This window comes from Sphingosinicella humi, from assembly GCF_003129465.1.
GTDB lineage: Bacteria > Pseudomonadota > Alphaproteobacteria > Sphingomonadales > Sphingomonadaceae > Allosphingosinicella > Allosphingosinicella humi.
Window position 1 is genome coordinate 999,992 of sequence record NZ_QFFF01000001.1, and the last position, 18,052, is coordinate 1,018,043.

Consider the following 18,052-nt stretch of genomic DNA (forward strand, 5'->3'; position numbering starts at 1 on the left):
CGGTGTCGCCTCCAAAACTTACTGTTACGCCTCGATCGACTGGATCTCGCGGCCGTTATAATGGCCGCAGCCGCCGCAAAGATTGTGCGGCAGCTTGAGTTCGCCGCAATTCGGGCATTCTTGGTAATTCACCGCCTTCAGCGCGTCATGGCTGCGGCGCATGTTGCGCTTGGACGGCGTGGTTTTTCTCTTGGGGACGGCCATGCTGGCACCTGTTCCAGTTCTTCGACTATAGGGTTCGGGCGAGCAGGAAGCCAGGGACGACGGCCGTTGCGGCCGCAGGCCTGGCGGCCGGGGTGCTCGCTCATGAGCGGTGCCGCCTATAGCGGATTTCGGGGATGTTGCAAGCGCCCGTGCGCCCGTGCAAGCTGCGCCCTGCCCAGCGGGAGCCGACAGCCATGATCTTGCCCATCACTCTTACCATTGCGGGCGCCTGCGCGCTCATCAGCGTCTGGCTGGGCCTCAGGGTCAGCCAGCTCCGCATCCGGCACAAGGTGCTGATCGGCGACGGCGGCGACGAGCGCCTCACCCGCCGTATGCGCGCCCACGCCAATTTCTCCGAATATGCCCCGACCTTCCTCATCCTGCTCGGCCTCATCGAGCTGGCCCACGGATCGGAGACCTGGCTTTGGATCGTCGCCATCCTCTTCGTGCTGGCGCGGCTTGCCCATCCGTTCGGCATGGATCGGCCCGGATCGAGCCCGCTGCGCATGGGCGGGGCGCTGGCAACGTGGCTCCTGCTGTTCGGCCTAGCCGCCTATGCGCTCGCCATTCCCTATCTGGAGCGTGCGGCGTCGGCGCCGATCACTTACGCCGAGGGACAAGACCTCTAAAATTGCGGGTCTCAGAGGCGGTAGCGCAGGCGTTCAAGCGAATGCCTGGCGAGCGGCTTTCCGTTTTCGCCCACCGTCTCATCCTCCAGCTCGGCGCGGATCAGCTCCACTTCCGATTCGGTGAGATGCTCGATGCCGATGAACTGCGCTCGCGCCGGCGGCAGCGCCCGGATCAGCTCGTCGAGCTTCGCCTGCATCGCCGCCGCGTCCCGGTTTTGCGAATTCTGGATCAGGAACACCATCAGGAAGGTGACGATCGTGGTCGAGGTGTTCACGACCAGCTGCCACGTGTCGGAGAAATTGAAGAGCGGCCCCGACGCCGCCCAAATGAAAATCGAAGCCAGTGCAAGCGTGAAGGACCAGGGTTGGCCGGCCACCCAGGCGATGCTGTTGGCGATGCGGGTGAAAATGCGCTCCATGAGTCATCGTCCGTTCGTTACGGGCGCAGAACGCGGGCTTCAGGCGGCGAGTTCCTTATGCGCCGGCCAGCACCCGGTCGCCGACGAAGGGATTGGTCCGCCGCTCATGCGCGAACTGGCTCATCGGGCCATGGCCGGGAATGAAGGCCGTGTCGTCGCCGAGCGGCCAAAGCTTGGTGACGATGGCGTTGATGAGATCGGCATGGTTGCTTCGGGGAAAGTCGGTGCGGCCGATCGATCCCTGAAACAGGACGTCGCCGACGATCGCCAGCTTCGAATCCGGGTGGTGAAACACGACATGGCCGGGCGTGTGGCCGGGACAATGATAGACGTCGAAGCTCAGCTCCCCCACCGTCACCGTGTCGCCTTCCTCCAGCCAGCGGTCCGATTCGAAGGGAACGCCCAATATGCCGAACCGGGCGCCGTCCTCATCCAGCCGGTCGATCCAGAATTTATCGGCGATGTGCGGCCCTTCGATCTTCACCCCCAGCTCGTCGGCAAGCGGCTTGGCCGAGCCGCAATGGTCGATATGACCGTGCGTGAGGAGGATCTTCTCGATCGTGACGCCCTGGCCCTGGGCGGCCGCCTTCAGCCGGTCCAGGTCGCCGCCGGGATCGACGAAAGCACCGCGCATCGTTTTCGTGCACCAGAGCAGGGTGCAGTTCTGCTGCAGCGGAGTCACCGGGATGATCGCGGCTTTCATCGGAGGCGTCGTCATGGCCGGGACATGACGGCTGCGTCCCGGCTATGCAAGGACGCCGCGCCTCAGCACCAGAGCTCCCGCTCGCGCGCGCTCGCCTGCTCGCACCATTTCCGCCGCGCTTCGGCATCGCGGCCTGCCCGCTCCTCGGCCTTGCGGAGCTCGCGGCCTCGCTTCTGATCGGCCTCGGACTGGCTGGTCGTCGCCGCATCCACCGCCGAGGAGGTGGCGTCCACCGCCACGCCGGCCGCCTTGACCGGCAAGGTGACGACGTCGAGCGCCGTGCTGGCGATGCACCCGCCGAGCGCCAGCGGCAGCAGGCCGATGATCAGGATACGCATACTCTTCTCCTCGGGCGCCCTCTGTCACCCGTCCTCTTATCCGCGAATGAACGGGGCGGCGCCAAGGCTTTACGCGAGACCGTCGCATTTTCGAGGTGTGTCGCCGCCGCGACGCAGCCCCGTTGGCCGCCGGGGCGTTAAGACCTATATTGAGGTCATGCGTAAGGAATTCCGAATGAAGGCTTTCTTCCTGACGATCGCGGCGGCGATGGTGTTCGGCGGCGCCGCTCCGGCGATGGCCGACCAGGCGCGGAAACCCGAGGCGAAGACCCCGTCCGGCTGGTCCTACGACATCCAGGACGGCAAGCGCGTGCCCAAGGGCAAGCGGCAGGTGAATGCGGACGGTTCCTGGCGCGAGGAGATCCGTCAGGGCGACTGCGTCACCGTCAAGGAAAAGACCAGCAGCGGCGAGTATCGGGAAACGCGCCATTGCTGAACCTCGCGGCGTAGGCCTCAGCCATGCCCTCGACCGTGATTCGCGCGATCGCCTACAGGGAGGCCGCAGCCGAGCTGGAAGTGCTGTTCACGACCGGGCGCCGCTACATCTACCACGACGTTCCGCCCGCGGTCGCCGACGCGTTTCGCGCCGCCCGGATCAAGGGCCCGCATTTCAACCGCCACATTCGCGGCCGCTATCGCTACGTCGAATGCGTGCAAGATTGAGCTTCCCGCCGGAACGCTTATGAGCGGGACATGGCAATCGCGATCCGGGCGCTGGCAGCCGAAGACCGCCAGGAATGGCTGGCTCTGTGGCAAGGCTATCAGCGTTTCTACGAAACCCGCCTCGACGGTGACGTAACGGCGCTCACATGGTCGCGCATCATCGATCCGGACGGACCCATTTCGGGCCTTGCCGCCGAGGAGAGCGGTCGGCTCCTCGGATTTACCCACTATCTCTTCCATCCCAGCAGCTGGACCAAGAGCGATTACTGCTATCTGCAGGACCTGTTCGTCGCGCAGGAGGCGCGGGGACGCAGCATAGCGCGGATGCTGATCGAGGAGGTGGCCGCCAGGGCCGAAGCGGCCGGAGCCGCGCGGCTCTACTGGCTGACCCACGAGTCCAATGAAGGCGCGAGGGCGCTCTACGACAAGATCGCCGTCCGCACGGGTTTCATCCAATATCGCCGCTAGTCGAGATTCAACCCGCTTCCGCGAGCGTCAGACGGCCGGCTGCGTGAACACCCGGCGATTCTCCGTCAGCGTCACCGGCGGCGTCTCGAAAAAGATGAAATCGATCGGCACAGTGTAGCTGAGGCTGATATCGGCATAGGTGAAGCCATTGGCATCGGTGCCATGCACGATCTCCGGATCGCCGATCAGATCGGCGTTGTTCAGGCCGAATTCGGATTGGAGGATCGCTTCAGCGATTTCATCGTCCGCGGGGCGCGGAAAGATGGCGGCGAGGCGCGCGCCTTCGGCGACGGCGTGGCTCAAGCCTGCATTGGCAAAGAACAGGATGCCGAGCTGCGCGATTCCAATGATGGTCAGGAAGAGCAGCGGCGCCGCCAGCGCGAACTCGACAATGCCTGCGCCGCGCTGATCGCGGCGAAGAGAAGCCCGCCGCGTCATTGCACGCGCACCGCTGCGTCGGCCCTCAAGTCCACGGTCTCGCCGACCGGTCCGAGGCTGAAGGTGGGCGAGAAGGACTTCATCGCCTCGATCTGCACATAGCGGGCAATGGATTCGCCCGGATCGCACATGGTTTCGAAAGTCGCCTGGCGGGTCCCGTCGCATTCGACCCACTTGGTCAAAGTGACATTTTCCTCCGGCACCTCGGCTGCCCGGGCGGTTTCCCGGGCGAGATAGCTGTAATCGACCTCGCTGGCATTCTTGGTCGTGACGACGCTGTTGGCGGTGGCGAGTTCGAGCGTTCGGTTGACGGCCTTGTTGAGGCCGAACTGCATGGCGATGCCGTTGCTGAGATCGATGATGCCCACGATCAGCATGACCATGAAGGGCATGAACAGCGCCAGCTCGACGATGCTGGCGCCGCGCTGATCTCCTCGGAGGCTGTGCGGAAGGGTGCGGTGCGCCATCCGACTTATCCCACGAGCCTCACGACACTCGTCCGGAACGCGCTGGCGCCGCTGGCGGGCGGGCAATTATTCTCGATCTCCGCCGTTCCCTTGAAGGTCAGGATACGGCCGACCAGCTGCAGGCATTGCGCATTGAGCGCGAAATTGCCGAGCATCTCGAGATTGGTGGTCGGCATGTAGATCGCGCCGGTAAAATCGAAGCCGGCGCCTCCGTTGAACTTGACGTCGATCACGTCGGCGCGACGGTCCCGATACAAGACCACGCCCTTGTAATCCCCGCTGGTGGGAGCGGTGAGGTCGATCTCGGCGCCGCCGTTGATCTGGATATCGCCCGCGTCGCCATTGGGACCGGTCATCACGATCGTGACATTTTCTCCCGTGATCCGCGCCTGCGCGTTGATCGTAAGGTCGCCGCCGTTGATGTAGTAGACGCCGGGCTCAAGCGTCACCGGACCCTTGATGTCCATCGAGGCGTAACAGCCAGGGCCCATGATCGCGCCTACTTGTTTGTTACAGCCGGTCTGCGGCGGTGGGTCGGGAATATGCGCGAGCGGATCCGCCTGAGGAACGGTGTGGGGCTTCAGGACCGTATCGCCGACGAAGTTCTGGCTTTCACCGTCAATGTCGCCGACGGCGGCGATGGGTGACGCCTCGATTTGCGACGAGCCTCCCGCGGTCACGGACGAATCGGACCTTGCGTTGGTGATCATTCCGCAGCCAAGCTTCACATTGGCATTGCCGTTGGCGACGATCCCGGCCGACGTGCCCTGGTAGAGCGACACCACGCAATATTCGCCTTCATCGACGAGCGCGGCGGTCGCCTTGGCATTGAAATGGCTCGCGGAGTTGGTGAAGATACTGATGAACGGAAGCGTGCGCTGCGCCGTCAGCGACACCTGCACCGCGCGATCGAAGCAGGGCGTTATGCCCCGGGTATCGCAGTCATCGTTGGACAGGGTCTTGGCGCCATAGCTGCCGGTCGCGACGGCGACGCCGGACAAGCCGGGATGGTCGTTCTTTTCAAGATCGCGATCGACCGGCTCGTCGAGCTCGTCGATCCCCTGCCCCACCGCATAGGCGCCGGCGATGGCACCCGAGTCCGCCGCGCGCTGCAGCTGCCGCTTCCACAGGCTGAGCTGGATCGTGTCCACGGCCAGGGCGGCCGAGCCGATCAGCAGCGGCATCGAAGCCGCCCCGACGATCAGGACGTTGCCGCGTTCGCTCCTGCGGAGCCGATACAGCCACTTCAGAAGGCGCATGGAAGAATCCTCTCGACTAAACGCGGACGTCCCGTCGCAGCCTGAGGAGATTAGGCCGGAGCGATTTATCGGATGTAATCGAGACTGGTTAATGGGGCGTTTCCCTCGCGGTGCTGAAAAACCGCGGGTGTTCGCGCTTGTGCGGGCGAACCGGCTGTCGCTAGATTGCGACCATGAGCCAGCCGATCGTCATCAACCTGCCGCACAATCTCGGTGCCGAGGAGGCCAAGCGGCGGATGCAGGGCGGCATCGGCCGGCTCAAGGACCATATACCGGGCGGAGCCGCCGACGTCCGCTCGAGTTGGGAGGGCGACCGCATGCACCTCGACGTGCGCGCGCTCGGCCAGGAAGTCACCGGCCATATCGACGTGATGGACACGAAGGTGCGGCTGGAATTCACCCTGCCCGCCGTCCTCGCCCTCTTCGCCGGCACGATCGAAGGGCTGCTGACGGACAAGGGCACCGAACTGCTCGAGGACAAGAGGCCTAAGAAAGGTTGACCCCTCTTGCCACCGCAAGCAGGCGCGCTAGCATCCGCGTCGACGAGTGATTGGAGGGCGGGGATGCGGCATGTCGCGGTGATCGGGTCCGGACCCGCCGGCTACTACAGCGCCGAGGCGCTCCAGAAGGAATTCGGCGACGACGTCCGCATCGACGTGATCGACCGGCTGCCGACCCCGTTCGGGCTGGTCCGGTCCGGCGTTGCGCCCGACCACCAGTCGCTGAAGGCCGTGTCGCGGCGCTACGAGAAGGTCGCCCTCTCCGAGACGGCGCGCTTCGTCGGCAATGTGACGGTGGGGCAGGACGTGGCGATCGACGAGCTGCTCGCGCTTTACGACGCCGTCATCCTCGCCACCGGCGCGCCCAACGACCGGCCGCTCGGCATTCCCGGCAGCGACCTTCCCGGCGTGATCGGCTCGGCCGCCTTCGTCGGCTGGTACAACGGCCATCCCGATTTCGCCGACGTCGACCCGCCGCTCGACGTCGAAGCGGCGGTGGTGATCGGCAACGGCAATGTCGCGCTCGACGTGGCGCGAATCCTGTCGAAGACGCCGGCGGAGTTCAGCGGCTCCGACATCGTCGCGCATGCTTTCGAAGCGCTAGCCCATTCCAGCATCCGCACCATCCATGTGCTCGGCCGCAGGGGCCCTCACCAGATCGCGATGACTCCGAAGGAACTGGGCGAGCTCGGCCATCTCGAAGCCGCCGCGCCCAAGGTCGACATCGGCGACTTCCCGCCCGAAGGCGACGATGCGCTGCTCGAGCCGGGCCTGCGCAAGTCCGTGACCCACCTGCGCGAGTATGCCGCGGCGAAGGCCGCCAAGCGCAAGACGATCGACTTCGACTTCTTCGCCATGCCCGTCGCCGTCGAGGGCGAGGGCCGGGTGGAGCGCTTGATCGTCGAGAAGACGCGGCTCACCGACGATCTTCGTTCGGTCGGCACCGGCGAGACCTATAGGATCGACTGCGGCCTGGTGGTGAGCTGCATCGGCTATACGACGCCGCCGATCGAGGGCGTGCCCTATGAGCATGGCCGCGGCCGCTTCGCCAATTCGGACGGCGTCATCGCCCCCGGCCTTTATTGCGTCGGCTGGGCGCGGCGCGGGCCGTCCGGCACGATCGGCACCAATCGGCCCGACGGCTATGAAGTGGCCGAGCGCATCAAGGCGGATCTCGGCAATGGCGGCGGCGGCAAGGAAGGCCGGGCGGGCCTCGACAGGCTCCTCGAAAGCCGCGGCGTCGACGTCGTCACCTTCCGCGACTGGCAGAAGATCGAGGCCGCCGAAGTCGCCCGCGCCCGCGAGGGCAGCCCGCGCGAGAAGTTCACCGCCATCGCCGATTTGCTGGAGGCGCGCGGCCGCTAAGAAGCCCGCTTGCGCTCGGCCGCACCGCTCCCTATAGGCCCCTCACCTGTCTTCCGGTCGGCCTTCTGGCCAGACGCACCGGTCGGGGAGTAGCTCAGCCTGGTAGAGCACTGTCTTCGGGAGGCAGGGGCCGGAGGTTCGAATCCTCTCTCCCCGACCATTTTAGCGCCAGCGCATCCATTTCAAGCGATTGCGACGCCAGACGTCGACCCTTGGCGCTACATGTTCGTCTGGTCGGCAGGTACGTTAGCCGGCAATCCGGCCGCACCTTCGGCCTCGCCCGCTGCCGGCGCGTCCATGCCGACGCCGTAGCAGGTCATTGAAATGGAGCCCATCGCGTAGCCCTTCACGAAGGGCTCTGCGCTGCCCTCGCCGGCGGCCGCGAGGCTGGCGAGGTAGAGCAGCGGGATGAAGTGATCGGGCGTCGGGACCGCCAGGTCGTAGTCGGGGTGGTCTTCGACCTTCAATATGTCGCCGGGCGCGGTGGCCAACTGATCGACGACGGCGTCGTCGAATCGCTCGGCCCAGTCGAAGGCGGCGTCGGGCTGGTTCCATTGCACGCGCCGAAGATTGTGGACGACGTTGCCGCTGGCGAGAATCAGGACGCCGCGCTCGCGCAGCGCTGCGAGCCGGGACCCGAGATCGAGATGGTAGTCGAGCGGCTTCAGGGCGTTGATTGAGAGCTGCACGACGGGGATGTCGGCGTTCGGATAGAGATGGGCGAGCACGCTCCAGGTGCCATGGTCCAAGCCCCATTGGTCGAAATCGAGGCCGACCCAGCGCGGCTTCACGAGCTCCGCGACCTCTTCAGCCAGCTCCGGCAGGCCCAGCGCCGGATAGTCGAAAGCCTCGAGTTCCGGCGGGAAGCCATAGAAATCGTGGATGGTCCGCGGCCTCGGCATAGCCGTCACGGCCGTGGCGCCGAAATACCAGTGCGCCGATATGACAAGCAGCGCCCGCGGTCGGGGCAGCCGCTCCCCGAGGGCGCGCCAGGCTTCGGTAAAGCCATTGCGCTCCAGCGTGTTCATCGGGCTGCCGTGGCCGATGAACAGGACGGGCATTCTGCTCATGGCTTCGTCACCTCATGTCGTCGCCGGGCAGTCACTCCTCACGCGGGAGGACCGTCAGGACGCGGGCGATGAAGGCGTGGAACTCGGCCATGTAGTTGCGGAGGAAACCCTCGGTCGATTCCACCGTCACCTCGCCGTCGTCGGTGATCATCCCGGGCGTGAACTGGATATAGGCCTCGGGCGCGTTCATCTGCGGCGAGTTGCAGAAGCTCAACACGCTCCTGAGACTCTGCTGGGCGACCGCCGTACCGATGGCGCCGGGCGAGGTGCCGATCACGGCCGACGGCTTACGCGTGAAAGCGTTGGTGCCGTAGGGGCGGCTCGCCCAGTCGATCGCGTTCTTGAGACCACCGGGAATGGAGCGGTTATATTCCGGCGTGACGAAGAGGATCGCGTCGGACGCCTTGATCGCGGCTTTGAAATTCTGGGCCACTTCCGGATAATCGTCGTCATAATCATAGCTGTAGAGCGGCAGGTCGCGGAAGGATATTTCCGAGAATTCGAGGCTTTCCGGCGCGAGACGGATCAGCGCCTTGGCGAGCTTCCGGTTGATCGACTGGGTGGCGAGGCTGCCGATCAGATAACCGACCTTGTACGTCGTCATGGCGCATGTCTCCTTGGAAATGGCAGGCGATCCGACAACCATCGGTCGCCCATTGGGTTGCGGCCCGGTCGCCTCACGTGCACGAGAGACGGCCGGGCGCCTGGGTCAGGCCTCGCCCATGCCCTCGGCGGGCTGCGGAGCGGCGCCGGCGCGCACCTTCTCCTCGATCCGGGCGCCGACATCGGCATCGACGCTCTTCCAATAATCGAACGCGCGGCTCAGCACCGGCTCGCGCACGCCGCCGAGGAGGGAACCGGCGACGGTCTCGACCAGCGCCTCGCGGTCGGCCTCGTCGAAGACCTCGCGGACGAGGCGGCCGGGCTGGCTGAAATCATCGTCCTCGGCGCGCAGCGTATAGGCGCTGCGCACCATCGCGCCGTCGGCTTCCCAACCCTCGGCCGCGGGACCGGTCTCGTCGGCCCAGGGCCGATCATAGCTGTTGGGCGCATAGGTCGGCGCGGTGCCGCTATGCTCATAGGCCATCGGTCCGTCGAACATGTAGCTGTTCACCGGGACCTTGGGCCGGTTGACCGGTAGCTGGTGGAAGTTGGCGCCGATCCGATTGCGCTGCGCATCATTGTAGGCGAACGCGCGGCCGAGCAGCATCTTGTCGGGCGAGAGGCCGATGCCTGGAACCGTGTTGCCGGGCGAGAAGGCCGCCTGCTCGATCTCGGCGTGGAAGTTGGCCGGATTGCGGTTGAGCGTCATCCGCCCGACCGGGATCAGCGGATAATCGGCGTGCGGCCACGTCTTGGTGAGGTCGAACGGATTGATCCGGTACGTCTTCGCTTCCTCATAGGGCATGACCTGGACGAACAGGTCCCAGGACGGATGGTCGCCCGCCTCGATCGCCTCGTAAAGGTCGCGGCGGTGGAAATCGGAATCGCTTCCAGCCATGCGGGCGGCTTCCTCGTTGGTGAAGAACGCCATACCCTGGCGGGTCTTGAAGTGGTACTTCACCCAGAAGCGCTCGCCGGCTTCGTTCACCCACATATAGGTGTGCGAGCCGTAGCCGTTCATGTGCCGCCAGCTCCGGGGCAGTCCCCGCCGGCCCATCAGATAGCTGACCTGGTGGGCGCTCTCCGGATTGTGGGTCCAGAAATCCCACTGCATGTTGTTGTCGCGCAGGCCCGAGCCGGGCAGGCGACGCTGGCTCCGGATGAAGTGGGGGAACTTCATCGGATCGCGCACGAAGAAGATCGGCGTGTTGTTGCCGACCAGGTCGTAATTGCCTTCGTCAGTGTAGAATTTGAGCGAGAAGCCGCGCACGTCGCGCCAGGTATCGGGGCTGCCCTGCTCGCCGGCGACGGTCGAGAAGCGGGCGAGCATGTCGGTGACGGCGCCCTTCTGGAAGAGCGCGGCCTTGGTGTAGCGGGAGACGTCCTCCGTCGTCTCGAAGACGCCGAACGCGCCAGAACCCTTGGCGTGAGGCAGGCGCTCGATCGTCTTCTCGCGGTTGAAGTGCGCCATCTGCTCAAGGAAGTGCACGTCGTGAAGAACGATCGGGCCATCCGGGCCGATGGTAAGGGAGTTGCGGTCGCTCGGCGCCGGCGTGCCGACGCCGGTGGTGGAGCCGCCCTTTTTCTCTTCGGCGCACGTGTCTGACATGATGGAAATACCTTTCTGAGCTGCTGTTGCGGGACCGCCACGCGGTGAATCTCCATCCCGATCTGTGGTCGAAGAGCTGTTCCGACAACTCGAATTAAACCGAACACACTGTTCGAGTTTTTCGGTCAGCGGCCCCCGATGCGGATCAACTGCCGGATAATGCTGGCTGATCGGCGCTGTTCGAATTTTCCGATATGTGAGTTCGACATTATTCCACTTTGAACAACAAAGCTCGGACCCATCTGGTCAGGTGACGAAGCCGAAACGTCGGCTCGATCGACAGAGGAGTTTTGATATGAAGCGTATTGTTTCTTCCGTGGCCGCCTTGGCCCTGGCCGTGGGCCTTGCCTCGGCGGCATCCGCGGAGCCGTTCAACGGACCCTATGTCGGCGTGCAGGCCGGCTGGAACCAGGACAAGCTGGGAACGCCGTCGACGCCATTGGGCAATGTTGCGATCGACCGCTCGCAGGATTCCTTCTCGGGTGGAGTGTTCGCCGGCTATGACTATAAGGTGAGCCCGCGCTTTGTGATCGGCGCCGAGGCCGGCGTCCAGTTCGGCAATGATGACAGCGTCGCCCGCGACACCGGTGCGGCCCTCGTCACCGTCGATCCCAAGCGCTCGTTCGACCTCACCGCTCGTGCCGGCTATCTGGTGACGGACAACACGCTGCTCTATGCGCGTGGCGGCTACACCAATGCGCGGGTGCGGACCTCGGTCGAGGACGCGGCCGGCATCCGGTCGGCTTCGGCCAACCGTGACGGATGGCTGGTCGGCGGCGGCCTCGAGCACGCGATCAGCGACAATGTCTCGGCACGCGCGGAATATCGCTATTCCGACCTCGACGAAGGCAACGGCAAGTTCGACCGTCACCAGGCCTTGTTCGGAATCGCCTATCGCTTCTGATCGGCGACGAGAGGGCTGAGGCGCCGCGAGGGCGCCTCAGCCGCTCATTCTGCGCTGGACCGACGGCCCACCGTCACGAATCGCTCAAGGAGCCAACTGGCGGCGGGGCCGGGCGGAGTGTCGCTGCGGTAGATACCCGACATGCGATAGTTCACCCCGGTCTCGTCTGGCATGTCCAGCTTGACCAGCCTGCCCGCCTGGAGATCCCCCTCGATCATCGGCACCGGCATGTTGCCCCAGCCGATGCCTTCCCGCAGCAGCGCCATCTTGGCTCCGAGATCGGCAAGGCGCCATGTATGCGGGCTGACCACGCCAAACTCGCGCCCCTCCGAAAGCGGCGACCTGTCGGTCAGCACCAGCTGAACATGGTCGCGCCCCATTCCGGGAAGGAGGGCTTCCGCGCGTGCCAGCGGATGGCCGGGCGACGCGACCGGGATCAGCGGCACCGACCCGACGATCACATTTTCGATGCCCGGCATGTCGGCCGCGAGCGGCCCGCTGATGCCGATCACCGCCGTGCCGTCCAGAACCAGCGCGGTCACCGCCCCCAGCGCCTCCACATGGAGGTTGAGCGCGACGGTCGGGAACTCGGCGTAAAAGGCGCCGAGCGCCTCGCCCAGCCATTGCGAGGGAAGCATGACGTCGATCGCCAGGTCGACCTGCGCTTCCAGCCCCTCCGACAGCCCCTTCACCTTCGCCCGTAGATCGTCGATCCCCTGGCTGATCGAGCGCGCCTCGGCGAGAACCGCCTGACCCGCCATCGTCAGGCGCGGCTTGCGCGTCCCCTGCCGCTCGAACAGCGAAAGCCCGAGCTGCGCTTCCAGATTGGCGATGCCGTAGCTGATCACAGAGGTGGCGCGATTGAGCCGTCGTCCCGCGGCCGCGAAGCTGCCCGTCTCGACCACCGTCAGGAAGATCTTGAGTTGGTCGAAGGTCGGCGTGCCGGGTTCGGTCATTTCGAATTCCTGGAACAGTCAGGGCGATTTTATCCCTCTGACCCATAAAGTCGATAGTTGTTAAACCATGCTCAACAAGGGAGACGAGCATGACGACAGACAAGCCTCAGCTGAGCCGGATCGAATGGCAGGCGGTAGCGGTTGGCCTCAACGACGCGGCGAAATGCGGCTGTGGCAGCCTGCCGACGTCCCGATCGATCGGCCGTCGATTGTCGCGCCTGCTGACCGGCATCGAACCGCCCACGCCGCTCGCCGACCCGCGCCTCGAAGCCGTCCGCAACTTCGTCTGCGCGACCCAGCGCCAACGGCGCCGCGCCGACGAATATGCGCCGGCACTGCTGGAGCAGGGCTTCAACCGCGCGCAGATCGAGGCGCTCGCGCTCCTATCCGCCTGATCCAGGCAACGCCGAAAGGAAAATTCAGATGGGACTACTCGTCGACGGAAAGTGGCACGATCAATGGTACGACACGGCTGCCAGCGGCGGCCGTTTCATCCGCAGCGAAAGCCAGTTCCGCAACTGGATCACCGCCGACGGATCGGCCGGCCCGAGCGGCGAGGGCGGCTTCAAGGCCGAGCCCGGCCGCTATCATCTTTATGTGAGCCTCGCCTGTCCCTGGGCGCACCGGGTGCTGATCATGCGGGCCTTGAAGGGCCTCGAGGACATGATCTCGGTCTCCGTCGTGCACTGGCTGATGGTCGGGGACGGCTGGACCTTCGCCGAAGGGCCGGGCGTCATTCCCGACACCGTCAACGATGCCGCCTTCCTCCATCAGGTCTATACCGCCGCCGAGCCCGACTATAGCGGCCGGGTGACCGTGCCTGTCCTGTGGGACAAGCAGCGGCGCACCATCGTCAACAACGAATCCTCCGAGATCATCCGGATGCTGACCCGCGCCTTCGACGGCATCGGTGCCAAGCCCGGCGACTATTATCCCGAGCGGTTGCGGACGACGATCGATGGGCTGAACGAGCGTGTCTACGACGGCGTCAACAACGGCGTCTACAAGGCCGGCTTCGCCACCAGCCAAACCGCCTATGACGAAGCGGTGGGGGGCGTGTTCGACACGCTGGACTGGCTGGAGGCGCGGCTCTCGCGTCAGCGCTTTCTTGCCGGCGATCAGCTGACCGAGGCCGACATCCGCCTGTTCACGACCTTGGTGCGCTTCGACGAGGTCTATCACGGCCACTTCAAATGCAACGTCCGGCGGATCGTCGACTATCCCAACCTCTGGGGCTTCACGCGCGACATATTCCAGATGCCCGGCATCGCGGCGACCGTGAACATGGAGCACATCAAGCGCCATTATTATGAGAGCCACCGGACCATCAATCCGACCGGGATCGTCCCTGTCGGCCCGGCCCCGGACTTCGCCGCGCCTCATGACAGGGCGACGCTCGGCGCGGCCGGCCAACGCCCGGCTGAAACTCCCGCCAGGGTGAAGGGTTGAACCCACATGGGCAGCCCGACGCCATGAACGACACAGACAGCCCAGCGGCTCGCGCCGCGGCGAAGCGGCCGGCGGCCTGAGCCATGCCGTCTCGTCCCTTCGACTTCACGGGTGCGGACGGCCAGCCCCTCTCCGGCCGGCTCGACGTACCCGACGGCCCCGTCAGGGCGCATGCGCTGTTTGCCCATTGCTTCACCTGCAGCAAGAGCTCGGTCGCGGCGGTGCGGATCGCGCGTGCGTTGACGGCCAAGGGCTTCGGCGTTCTCCGCTTCGACTTTACGGGACTGGGCGAGAGCGGCGGCGCCTTCGCCGACACGAGCTTCAGCTCCAATATCGGCGACCTGGTCGCCGCGGCCTCGGCCATGACAAGGGCCGGCATCGCACCCTCGCTCCTCATCGGCCACAGCCTGGGCGGAGCGGCGGCCTTGGCGGCGGCGGGCGATCTGCCGAGCGTCAAGGCCGTGGCGACATTGGCGACGCCCTTCGACGTCGACCATGTGAAGCAGCTGTTCGGGCCCGGCCTCGCCCGCCTCGAGGAACAGGGCGAGGCCGAAGTCATGCTCGGGGGTCGGCCTTTCACCGTCAGGCGGGATTTCGTCGAGGACCTCGCCGCGCATGATCAGGCCGCCCGCATCAAGGCGCTGAAGCGGCCGCTGCTCATCCTCCACGCCCCCCGGGACGATGTCGCCGGCATCGACAACGCCACGTCGATCTTCATGGCCGCCCGTCATCCCAAGAGCTTCGTGTCGCTCGACGACGCCGATCATCTTCTCACCCGCCCGGCCGACGCCGCCTACGCCGCCGAGGTGATCGCCGCCTGGGCATCCCGCTACCTGGCGGTCGACATGCCGCTCCGGAGCGAGGCTCAGTCCGGCTTCGTCGTGGTCGAGGAGACTGGCGAAGGCGGATTCCAGGTCGAAGTCCGCGCGGGCGGCGCGCATTTCCTGGCCGACGAGCCGGTCGAGGTCGGCGGTCTCGGCAGCGGGCCGACGCCGTACGACCTGCTGGGCGCGGGGCTCGGCGCCTGCACCGCCATGACCCTCCGGCTCTATGCGCGGGGCAAGGGATTGCCGCTTGAAAGGGTGCGCGTGACGGTCGGCCACAGCAAGAGCAAGGACGCGGCGCCGCCTGACCTGTTCGTGCGCCAGGTGCGGCTGGAGGGCGCGCTCACCGACGATCAGCGCCGGCGGCTCGTGGAAATCGCCGAACGCTGCCCGGTGCATCGCACGCTCGCCGGCGGCGCGCGCATCGATACCACGGCCGAGGACATTACCCCCCTCCCCGCGGTGGACAGCCCAACCCAGCATGAGATCGACAGCCGCGACACGATCGCGGATGCCGAGCGGGAGAGGGACACCGATCTCGCTTAGGCGGCGGCTTCCTGGACCTGCGGGCCGGCACCGGCGAGGCCGTGACGCGACCCGAACAGGGCATAAAGGGCGATGCCGACCACATTCCAGATGAGGAACCAGATCTGCGTCTGCTGCGGCAGGCTGGCGAACAGGTACACGCACCCCGCGATCGCCACCGGCCCCACCAGCCAGGCGGCGGGGGTACGGAAGCCGCGCGGGGCCTCCGGCGCGCGACGGCGCATGATCAGCATGCACAGCGCCACCGCGCTGAAGGCGACGAGGGTGCCGGCGTTGGCGAGCGCCACGATCTCGTCGAGCGGGAAAAAGGCGGCGATGGTGCCGACGATCAGGACGGTGAACATCGTGGTCCGCACGGGAGCGCCGTTTCGCGATACATGGGCCAGCCCCTTGGGCAGCAGCCGGTCGCGCGCCATCACGAAGAAGATCCGGCTCTGGCCGTAGAAGAAGGCGAGGATCACCGTCGGCAGGGCGATCACCGCGGACAGCGCCAGGAAATGGGCGGCGCCGGGCTGCTCCAGCTCGCGCAGGATCAGCGCCAGCGGCTCGGGGCTGTTGGCGAAGCGGGTGAAGGGCGTCGCGCCGAGCGCCACTGCCGCGATCACCGTATAGATCGCCGCGCAGGCCAGCATCGATCCCATGATGCCGATGGCGAGATCGCGCTTCGGATTCTTGGTCTCCTCGGCGGCGGTGGCAATGGCGTCGAAGCCATAGAAGGCCGAGAAGATGATCGCCGCCGCCGCCATGATGCCGCGCTCGACGCCGTCGGGGCCCATCGTCTTGGCAAAGCCGAACGGGCTGAAGGGCTCGAGATTGGCGGTGTCGAAGTGGGGCAGTGCCACGAAGACGAACACCGCCAGCGCCGCCAGCTTCAGCAACACCAGGATGGCGTTGGCGGCCGCGCTCTTGCGCATGCCGACGATCAGCATCCCGGCGATCACGGCGATGATGAAGACGGCGGGGAGATTGACCACGCCACCGGCGTAGGGCCCCTGCATCAGGGCCATCGGAATGCCCGCTGAGGCATGGAGCAGGGGTGCCGCATAACCGGACCAGCCGACGGCGACGGCGCTGACGACCAGGCTGTATTCGAGGATCAGGCTCCAGCCGATCACCCAGGCCACCGCCTGGCCAATGACGACATAACTATAGGTATAGGCGCTGCCGGAGGCGGGGATCATCGTCGCCATTTCGGCATAGGCGAGCGCAGCGCAGGCGCAGACGAAGCCGGCGATGAGGAAGGAGATGAGCACGGCCGGGCCGGCCTTGTCCGCGCCCACCCCGATCAGGGTGAGGATGCCCGTGCCGACGATCGCGCCGACACCGAGCGCGACCAGATGCGGCCAGCTCATCGTGCGGGCCAGCGCTTGTCCTTCTCCGCGGCTCTCGTCGGGCGCGAGCGATTTGCGGGCGTTCCAGTTCCTCACTCGCGTTCCTTCGATGCCGGGGGCGGACGAGCGCCGGTGCGGCTCAGCCGGCGATCAGCCTGCTGACCAGCAGCACGGTCGGCAATCCGACGACGAAGACCGCCGCAAACAGGTAGGTTCCGAGATTCTCACTCAAAGCCATGACATGCCTCCTTTTGGGGTTGTTCTGCTCTTCCATCTGGGGAGAGGCGTTCCCCGTCCTTATAGTCGGAGCGGCGCCGCAGGTGGCACCGAAGGCCTTGACGTCGGCCGCAGATTCTGCGGTCTGATCATCCCATGGCAGCAGATTATCGTCTCGACCGGATCGATCGTCGGATACTGAAGATTCTGCAGGCCGAAGGACGACTCACCAACCAGGCGCTGGCCTCGCGGGTGGCGCTATCCCCCAGCGCCTGCCTCGCGCGCGTCCGCCATCTGGAGCGGATCGGAGTGATCCAGGGCTATCATGCGCGGCTCGATCCCTTCCGGCTCGACATCGGGCTGGTCCTGTTCGTGGAGGTGATCCTCGAAGGGCATAGCCCGGAAGAGCAGGCACGCTTCGAAGCCGCGATCGAGGCCATGCCCGAGGTTGTGGAGGCCTCTCACGTCAGCGGCGACGTCGATTATCTCCTCAAGATCGTCGTCGCCAACATGATGGAATGGACGCGCCTCAGGGAGAAATTCATCGGCGGGGACCTGGGCGTCGACCGCATCACCACCCATGCGCTGATGCGTAAGCCCAAGATATTCAAGGGCTATCCGATATCGGACCCGTAATTGCTGCCCGGGGACATTCGGGCGATGTCACTCGTTTATCGCACTCAGCGGAGGTTGCGATCATGACGGCGAAACCGAAGCCTGCCCGGCAGGAGCCCGCACCGAAGACGGTCCACGCGTCCCCGGGCGCCGAGCGCAAGAAGCGGCAAAGCGATCTTCTCGACGAAGCCTTGGTCGAGACATTCCCGGCAAGCGACCCGATCAGCGTCTTTCGCCTCTAGCAACAACCGCGCGACGAAGAGGCCGCCCTGATCGTCGTCGGCACGAGCCAGCGGACGGGGGTCGAGCGATTCATGCTCGGCAGCGCCGCCGAAGACGTTCTGGCCAATGCGGACCGGGACGTACTGGTTATCCCGGCAGCCTAGCTTCGCAGGCAACAAGCCTTTTTTCGGTTGCGCCAATGCCGCCAAGACCCAATGAGGCTTGGCCTCAGGCCGAGCAGATCAGGGAAGCTG

The 18,052-nt window shown here is 65.7% G+C and carries 24 protein-coding genes and 1 tRNA gene; 12 read left to right on the plus strand and 13 right to left on the minus strand.

Annotation, left to right across the window (positions count from 1 at the left end):
- Positions 1-24 precede the first annotated feature (24 nt).
- The gene (gene rpmF / locus DF286_RS04930; RefSeq protein ID WP_109270417.1) at positions 25-204 is read right to left on the minus strand and encodes a 50S ribosomal protein L32; all 180 of its coding nucleotides are present in this window, start codon (positions 202-204) and stop codon (positions 25-27) included.
- A gap of 194 nt (positions 205-398) precedes the next feature.
- On the opposite strand from rpmF, the gene DF286_RS04935 reads away from it, so the two are divergent.
- A complete protein-coding gene (locus DF286_RS04935; protein ID WP_109270418.1) occupies positions 399-833 on the plus strand; it encodes an MAPEG family protein in 435 nt (144 codons plus the stop codon).
- A gap of 11 nt (positions 834-844) precedes the next feature.
- Here the strand turns inward: DF286_RS04935 and DF286_RS04940 are convergent, their stop codons facing one another.
- The 3 genes from DF286_RS04940 to DF286_RS04950 are packed head-to-tail and all read right to left on the minus strand — an operon-like array spanning position 845 to position 2,293.
- Complete coding sequence (locus DF286_RS04940) at positions 845-1,252, minus strand: low affinity iron permease family protein (protein WP_109270419.1); 408 nt, start codon at positions 1,250-1,252, stop codon at positions 845-847.
- Positions 1,253-1,307: 55 nt separating this feature from the next.
- Positions 1,308-1,970 carry an MBL fold metallo-hydrolase gene (locus tag DF286_RS04945; RefSeq protein ID WP_109270420.1) on the minus strand — a complete coding sequence of 221 codons (663 nt, stop codon included), beginning with the start codon at positions 1,968-1,970 and terminating at the stop codon, positions 1,308-1,310.
- Positions 1,971-2,017: 47 nt separating this feature from the next.
- On the minus strand, positions 2,018-2,293 hold the full coding sequence (locus DF286_RS04950) for a hypothetical protein (RefSeq protein WP_109270421.1): 276 nt from the start codon (positions 2,291-2,293) through the stop codon (positions 2,018-2,020).
- Positions 2,294-2,468: 175 nt separating this feature from the next.
- Between DF286_RS04950 and DF286_RS04955 the strand changes: the two genes are divergently transcribed.
- The 3 genes from DF286_RS04955 to DF286_RS04965 are packed head-to-tail and all read left to right on the plus strand — an operon-like array spanning position 2,469 to position 3,424.
- A complete protein-coding gene (locus DF286_RS04955; RefSeq protein WP_109270422.1) occupies positions 2,469-2,729 on the plus strand; it encodes a hypothetical protein in 261 nt (86 codons plus the stop codon).
- Between the two features lie 23 nt (positions 2,730-2,752).
- A complete protein-coding gene (locus DF286_RS04960) occupies positions 2,753-2,956 on the plus strand; it encodes a KTSC domain-containing protein (RefSeq protein ID WP_109270423.1) in 204 nt (67 codons plus the stop codon).
- A 30-nt stretch (positions 2,957-2,986) separates the two neighbouring features.
- Entirely contained in the window at positions 2,987-3,424 is a 438-nt protein-coding gene (locus tag DF286_RS04965; protein WP_109270424.1) for a GNAT family N-acetyltransferase, read from the plus strand.
- A gap of 27 nt (positions 3,425-3,451) precedes the next feature.
- Here the strand turns inward: DF286_RS04965 and DF286_RS04970 are convergent, their stop codons facing one another.
- From DF286_RS04970 to DF286_RS04980, 3 genes are read right to left on the minus strand one after another with little or no spacing between them, the layout of a single operon-like run.
- On the minus strand, positions 3,452-3,862 hold the full coding sequence (locus DF286_RS04970; RefSeq protein WP_158274634.1) for a TadE/TadG family type IV pilus assembly protein: 411 nt from the start codon (positions 3,860-3,862) through the stop codon (positions 3,452-3,454).
- Positions 3,859-4,329, minus strand: coding sequence for a TadE/TadG family type IV pilus assembly protein (locus DF286_RS04975; protein ID WP_109270426.1), 471 nt, complete (start codon positions 4,327-4,329; stop codon positions 3,859-3,861). The genes DF286_RS04970 and DF286_RS04975 overlap by 4 nt, the downstream gene beginning before the upstream one ends.
- A gap of 5 nt (positions 4,330-4,334) precedes the next feature.
- Positions 4,335-5,588 carry a pilus assembly protein TadG-related protein gene (locus tag DF286_RS04980; protein WP_109270427.1) on the minus strand — a complete coding sequence of 418 codons (1,254 nt, stop codon included), beginning with the start codon at positions 5,586-5,588 and terminating at the stop codon, positions 4,335-4,337.
- A gap of 173 nt (positions 5,589-5,761) precedes the next feature.
- Here DF286_RS04980 and DF286_RS04985 point away from each other — a divergent pair, with 173 nt between their 5' ends.
- The 3 genes from DF286_RS04985 (at position 5,762) to DF286_RS04995 (ending at position 7,613) form a co-directional block, all read left to right on the plus strand.
- The gene (locus DF286_RS04985) at positions 5,762-6,088 is read left to right on the plus strand and encodes a polyhydroxyalkanoic acid system family protein (protein WP_109270428.1); all 327 of its coding nucleotides are present in this window, start codon (positions 5,762-5,764) and stop codon (positions 6,086-6,088) included.
- Positions 6,089-6,151: 63 nt separating this feature from the next.
- A complete protein-coding gene (locus DF286_RS04990) occupies positions 6,152-7,453 on the plus strand; it encodes an FAD-dependent oxidoreductase (protein WP_109270429.1) in 1,302 nt (433 codons plus the stop codon).
- An 83-nt stretch (positions 7,454-7,536) separates the two neighbouring features.
- Positions 7,537-7,613 (plus strand) — tRNA-Pro (locus tag DF286_RS04995).
- Between the two features lie 58 nt (positions 7,614-7,671).
- Here DF286_RS04995 and ygiD read toward each other — a convergent pair.
- From ygiD to DF286_RS05010, 3 genes are all read right to left on the minus strand, one after another.
- Entirely contained in the window at positions 7,672-8,523 is an 852-nt protein-coding gene (ygiD, locus tag DF286_RS05000) for a 4,5-DOPA-extradiol-dioxygenase (protein WP_109270430.1), read from the minus strand.
- Between the two features lie 31 nt (positions 8,524-8,554).
- Positions 8,555-9,127 carry an NADPH-dependent FMN reductase gene (locus tag DF286_RS05005; RefSeq protein WP_109270431.1) on the minus strand — a complete coding sequence of 191 codons (573 nt, stop codon included), beginning with the start codon at positions 9,125-9,127 and terminating at the stop codon, positions 8,555-8,557.
- A 105-nt stretch (positions 9,128-9,232) separates the two neighbouring features.
- On the minus strand, positions 9,233-10,735 hold the full coding sequence (locus DF286_RS05010; protein WP_109270432.1) for a catalase: 1,503 nt from the start codon (positions 10,733-10,735) through the stop codon (positions 9,233-9,235).
- A gap of 295 nt (positions 10,736-11,030) precedes the next feature.
- On the opposite strand from DF286_RS05010, the gene DF286_RS05015 reads away from it, so the two are divergent.
- Positions 11,031-11,639, plus strand: a complete 609-nt coding sequence (locus DF286_RS05015) for an outer membrane beta-barrel protein (protein ID WP_109270433.1) — start codon at positions 11,031-11,033, stop codon at positions 11,637-11,639.
- A gap of 44 nt (positions 11,640-11,683) precedes the next feature.
- Here the strand turns inward: DF286_RS05015 and DF286_RS05020 are convergent, their stop codons facing one another.
- Positions 11,684-12,595, minus strand: a complete 912-nt coding sequence (locus DF286_RS05020; protein ID WP_109270434.1) for a LysR family transcriptional regulator — start codon at positions 12,593-12,595, stop codon at positions 11,684-11,686.
- An 89-nt stretch (positions 12,596-12,684) separates the two neighbouring features.
- Between DF286_RS05020 and DF286_RS05025 the strand changes: the two genes are divergently transcribed.
- From DF286_RS05025 to DF286_RS05035, 3 genes are all read left to right on the plus strand, one after another.
- Positions 12,685-12,990, plus strand: a complete 306-nt coding sequence (locus DF286_RS05025; protein WP_109270435.1) for a hypothetical protein — start codon at positions 12,685-12,687, stop codon at positions 12,988-12,990.
- Between the two features lie 28 nt (positions 12,991-13,018).
- Positions 13,019-14,044 carry a glutathione S-transferase family protein gene (locus DF286_RS05030; RefSeq protein WP_109270436.1) on the plus strand — a complete coding sequence of 342 codons (1,026 nt, stop codon included), beginning with the start codon at positions 13,019-13,021 and terminating at the stop codon, positions 14,042-14,044.
- A gap of 83 nt (positions 14,045-14,127) precedes the next feature.
- Positions 14,128-15,414 carry a bifunctional alpha/beta hydrolase/OsmC family protein gene (locus DF286_RS05035; protein ID WP_109270437.1) on the plus strand — a complete coding sequence of 429 codons (1,287 nt, stop codon included), beginning with the start codon at positions 14,128-14,130 and terminating at the stop codon, positions 15,412-15,414.
- On the opposite strand, the gene DF286_RS05040 is transcribed toward DF286_RS05035, so the two are convergent.
- The gene (locus tag DF286_RS05040; RefSeq protein ID WP_109272024.1) at positions 15,411-16,766 is read right to left on the minus strand and encodes an amino acid permease; all 1,356 of its coding nucleotides are present in this window, start codon (positions 16,764-16,766) and stop codon (positions 15,411-15,413) included. The genes DF286_RS05035 and DF286_RS05040 overlap by 4 nt on opposite strands.
- A 351-nt stretch (positions 16,767-17,117) precedes the next feature.
- On the opposite strand from DF286_RS05040, the gene DF286_RS05045 reads away from it, so the two are divergent.
- Positions 17,118-17,597, plus strand: coding sequence for an Lrp/AsnC family transcriptional regulator (locus DF286_RS05045; RefSeq protein ID WP_109270438.1), 480 nt, complete (start codon positions 17,118-17,120; stop codon positions 17,595-17,597).
- A gap of 44 nt (positions 17,598-17,641) precedes the next feature.
- Here DF286_RS05045 and DF286_RS15560 read toward each other — a convergent pair whose 3' ends face one another.
- Complete coding sequence (locus DF286_RS15560) at positions 17,642-18,007, minus strand: hypothetical protein (RefSeq protein ID WP_424141237.1); 366 nt, start codon at positions 18,005-18,007, stop codon at positions 17,642-17,644.
- Positions 18,008-18,052 lie beyond the last annotated feature (45 nt).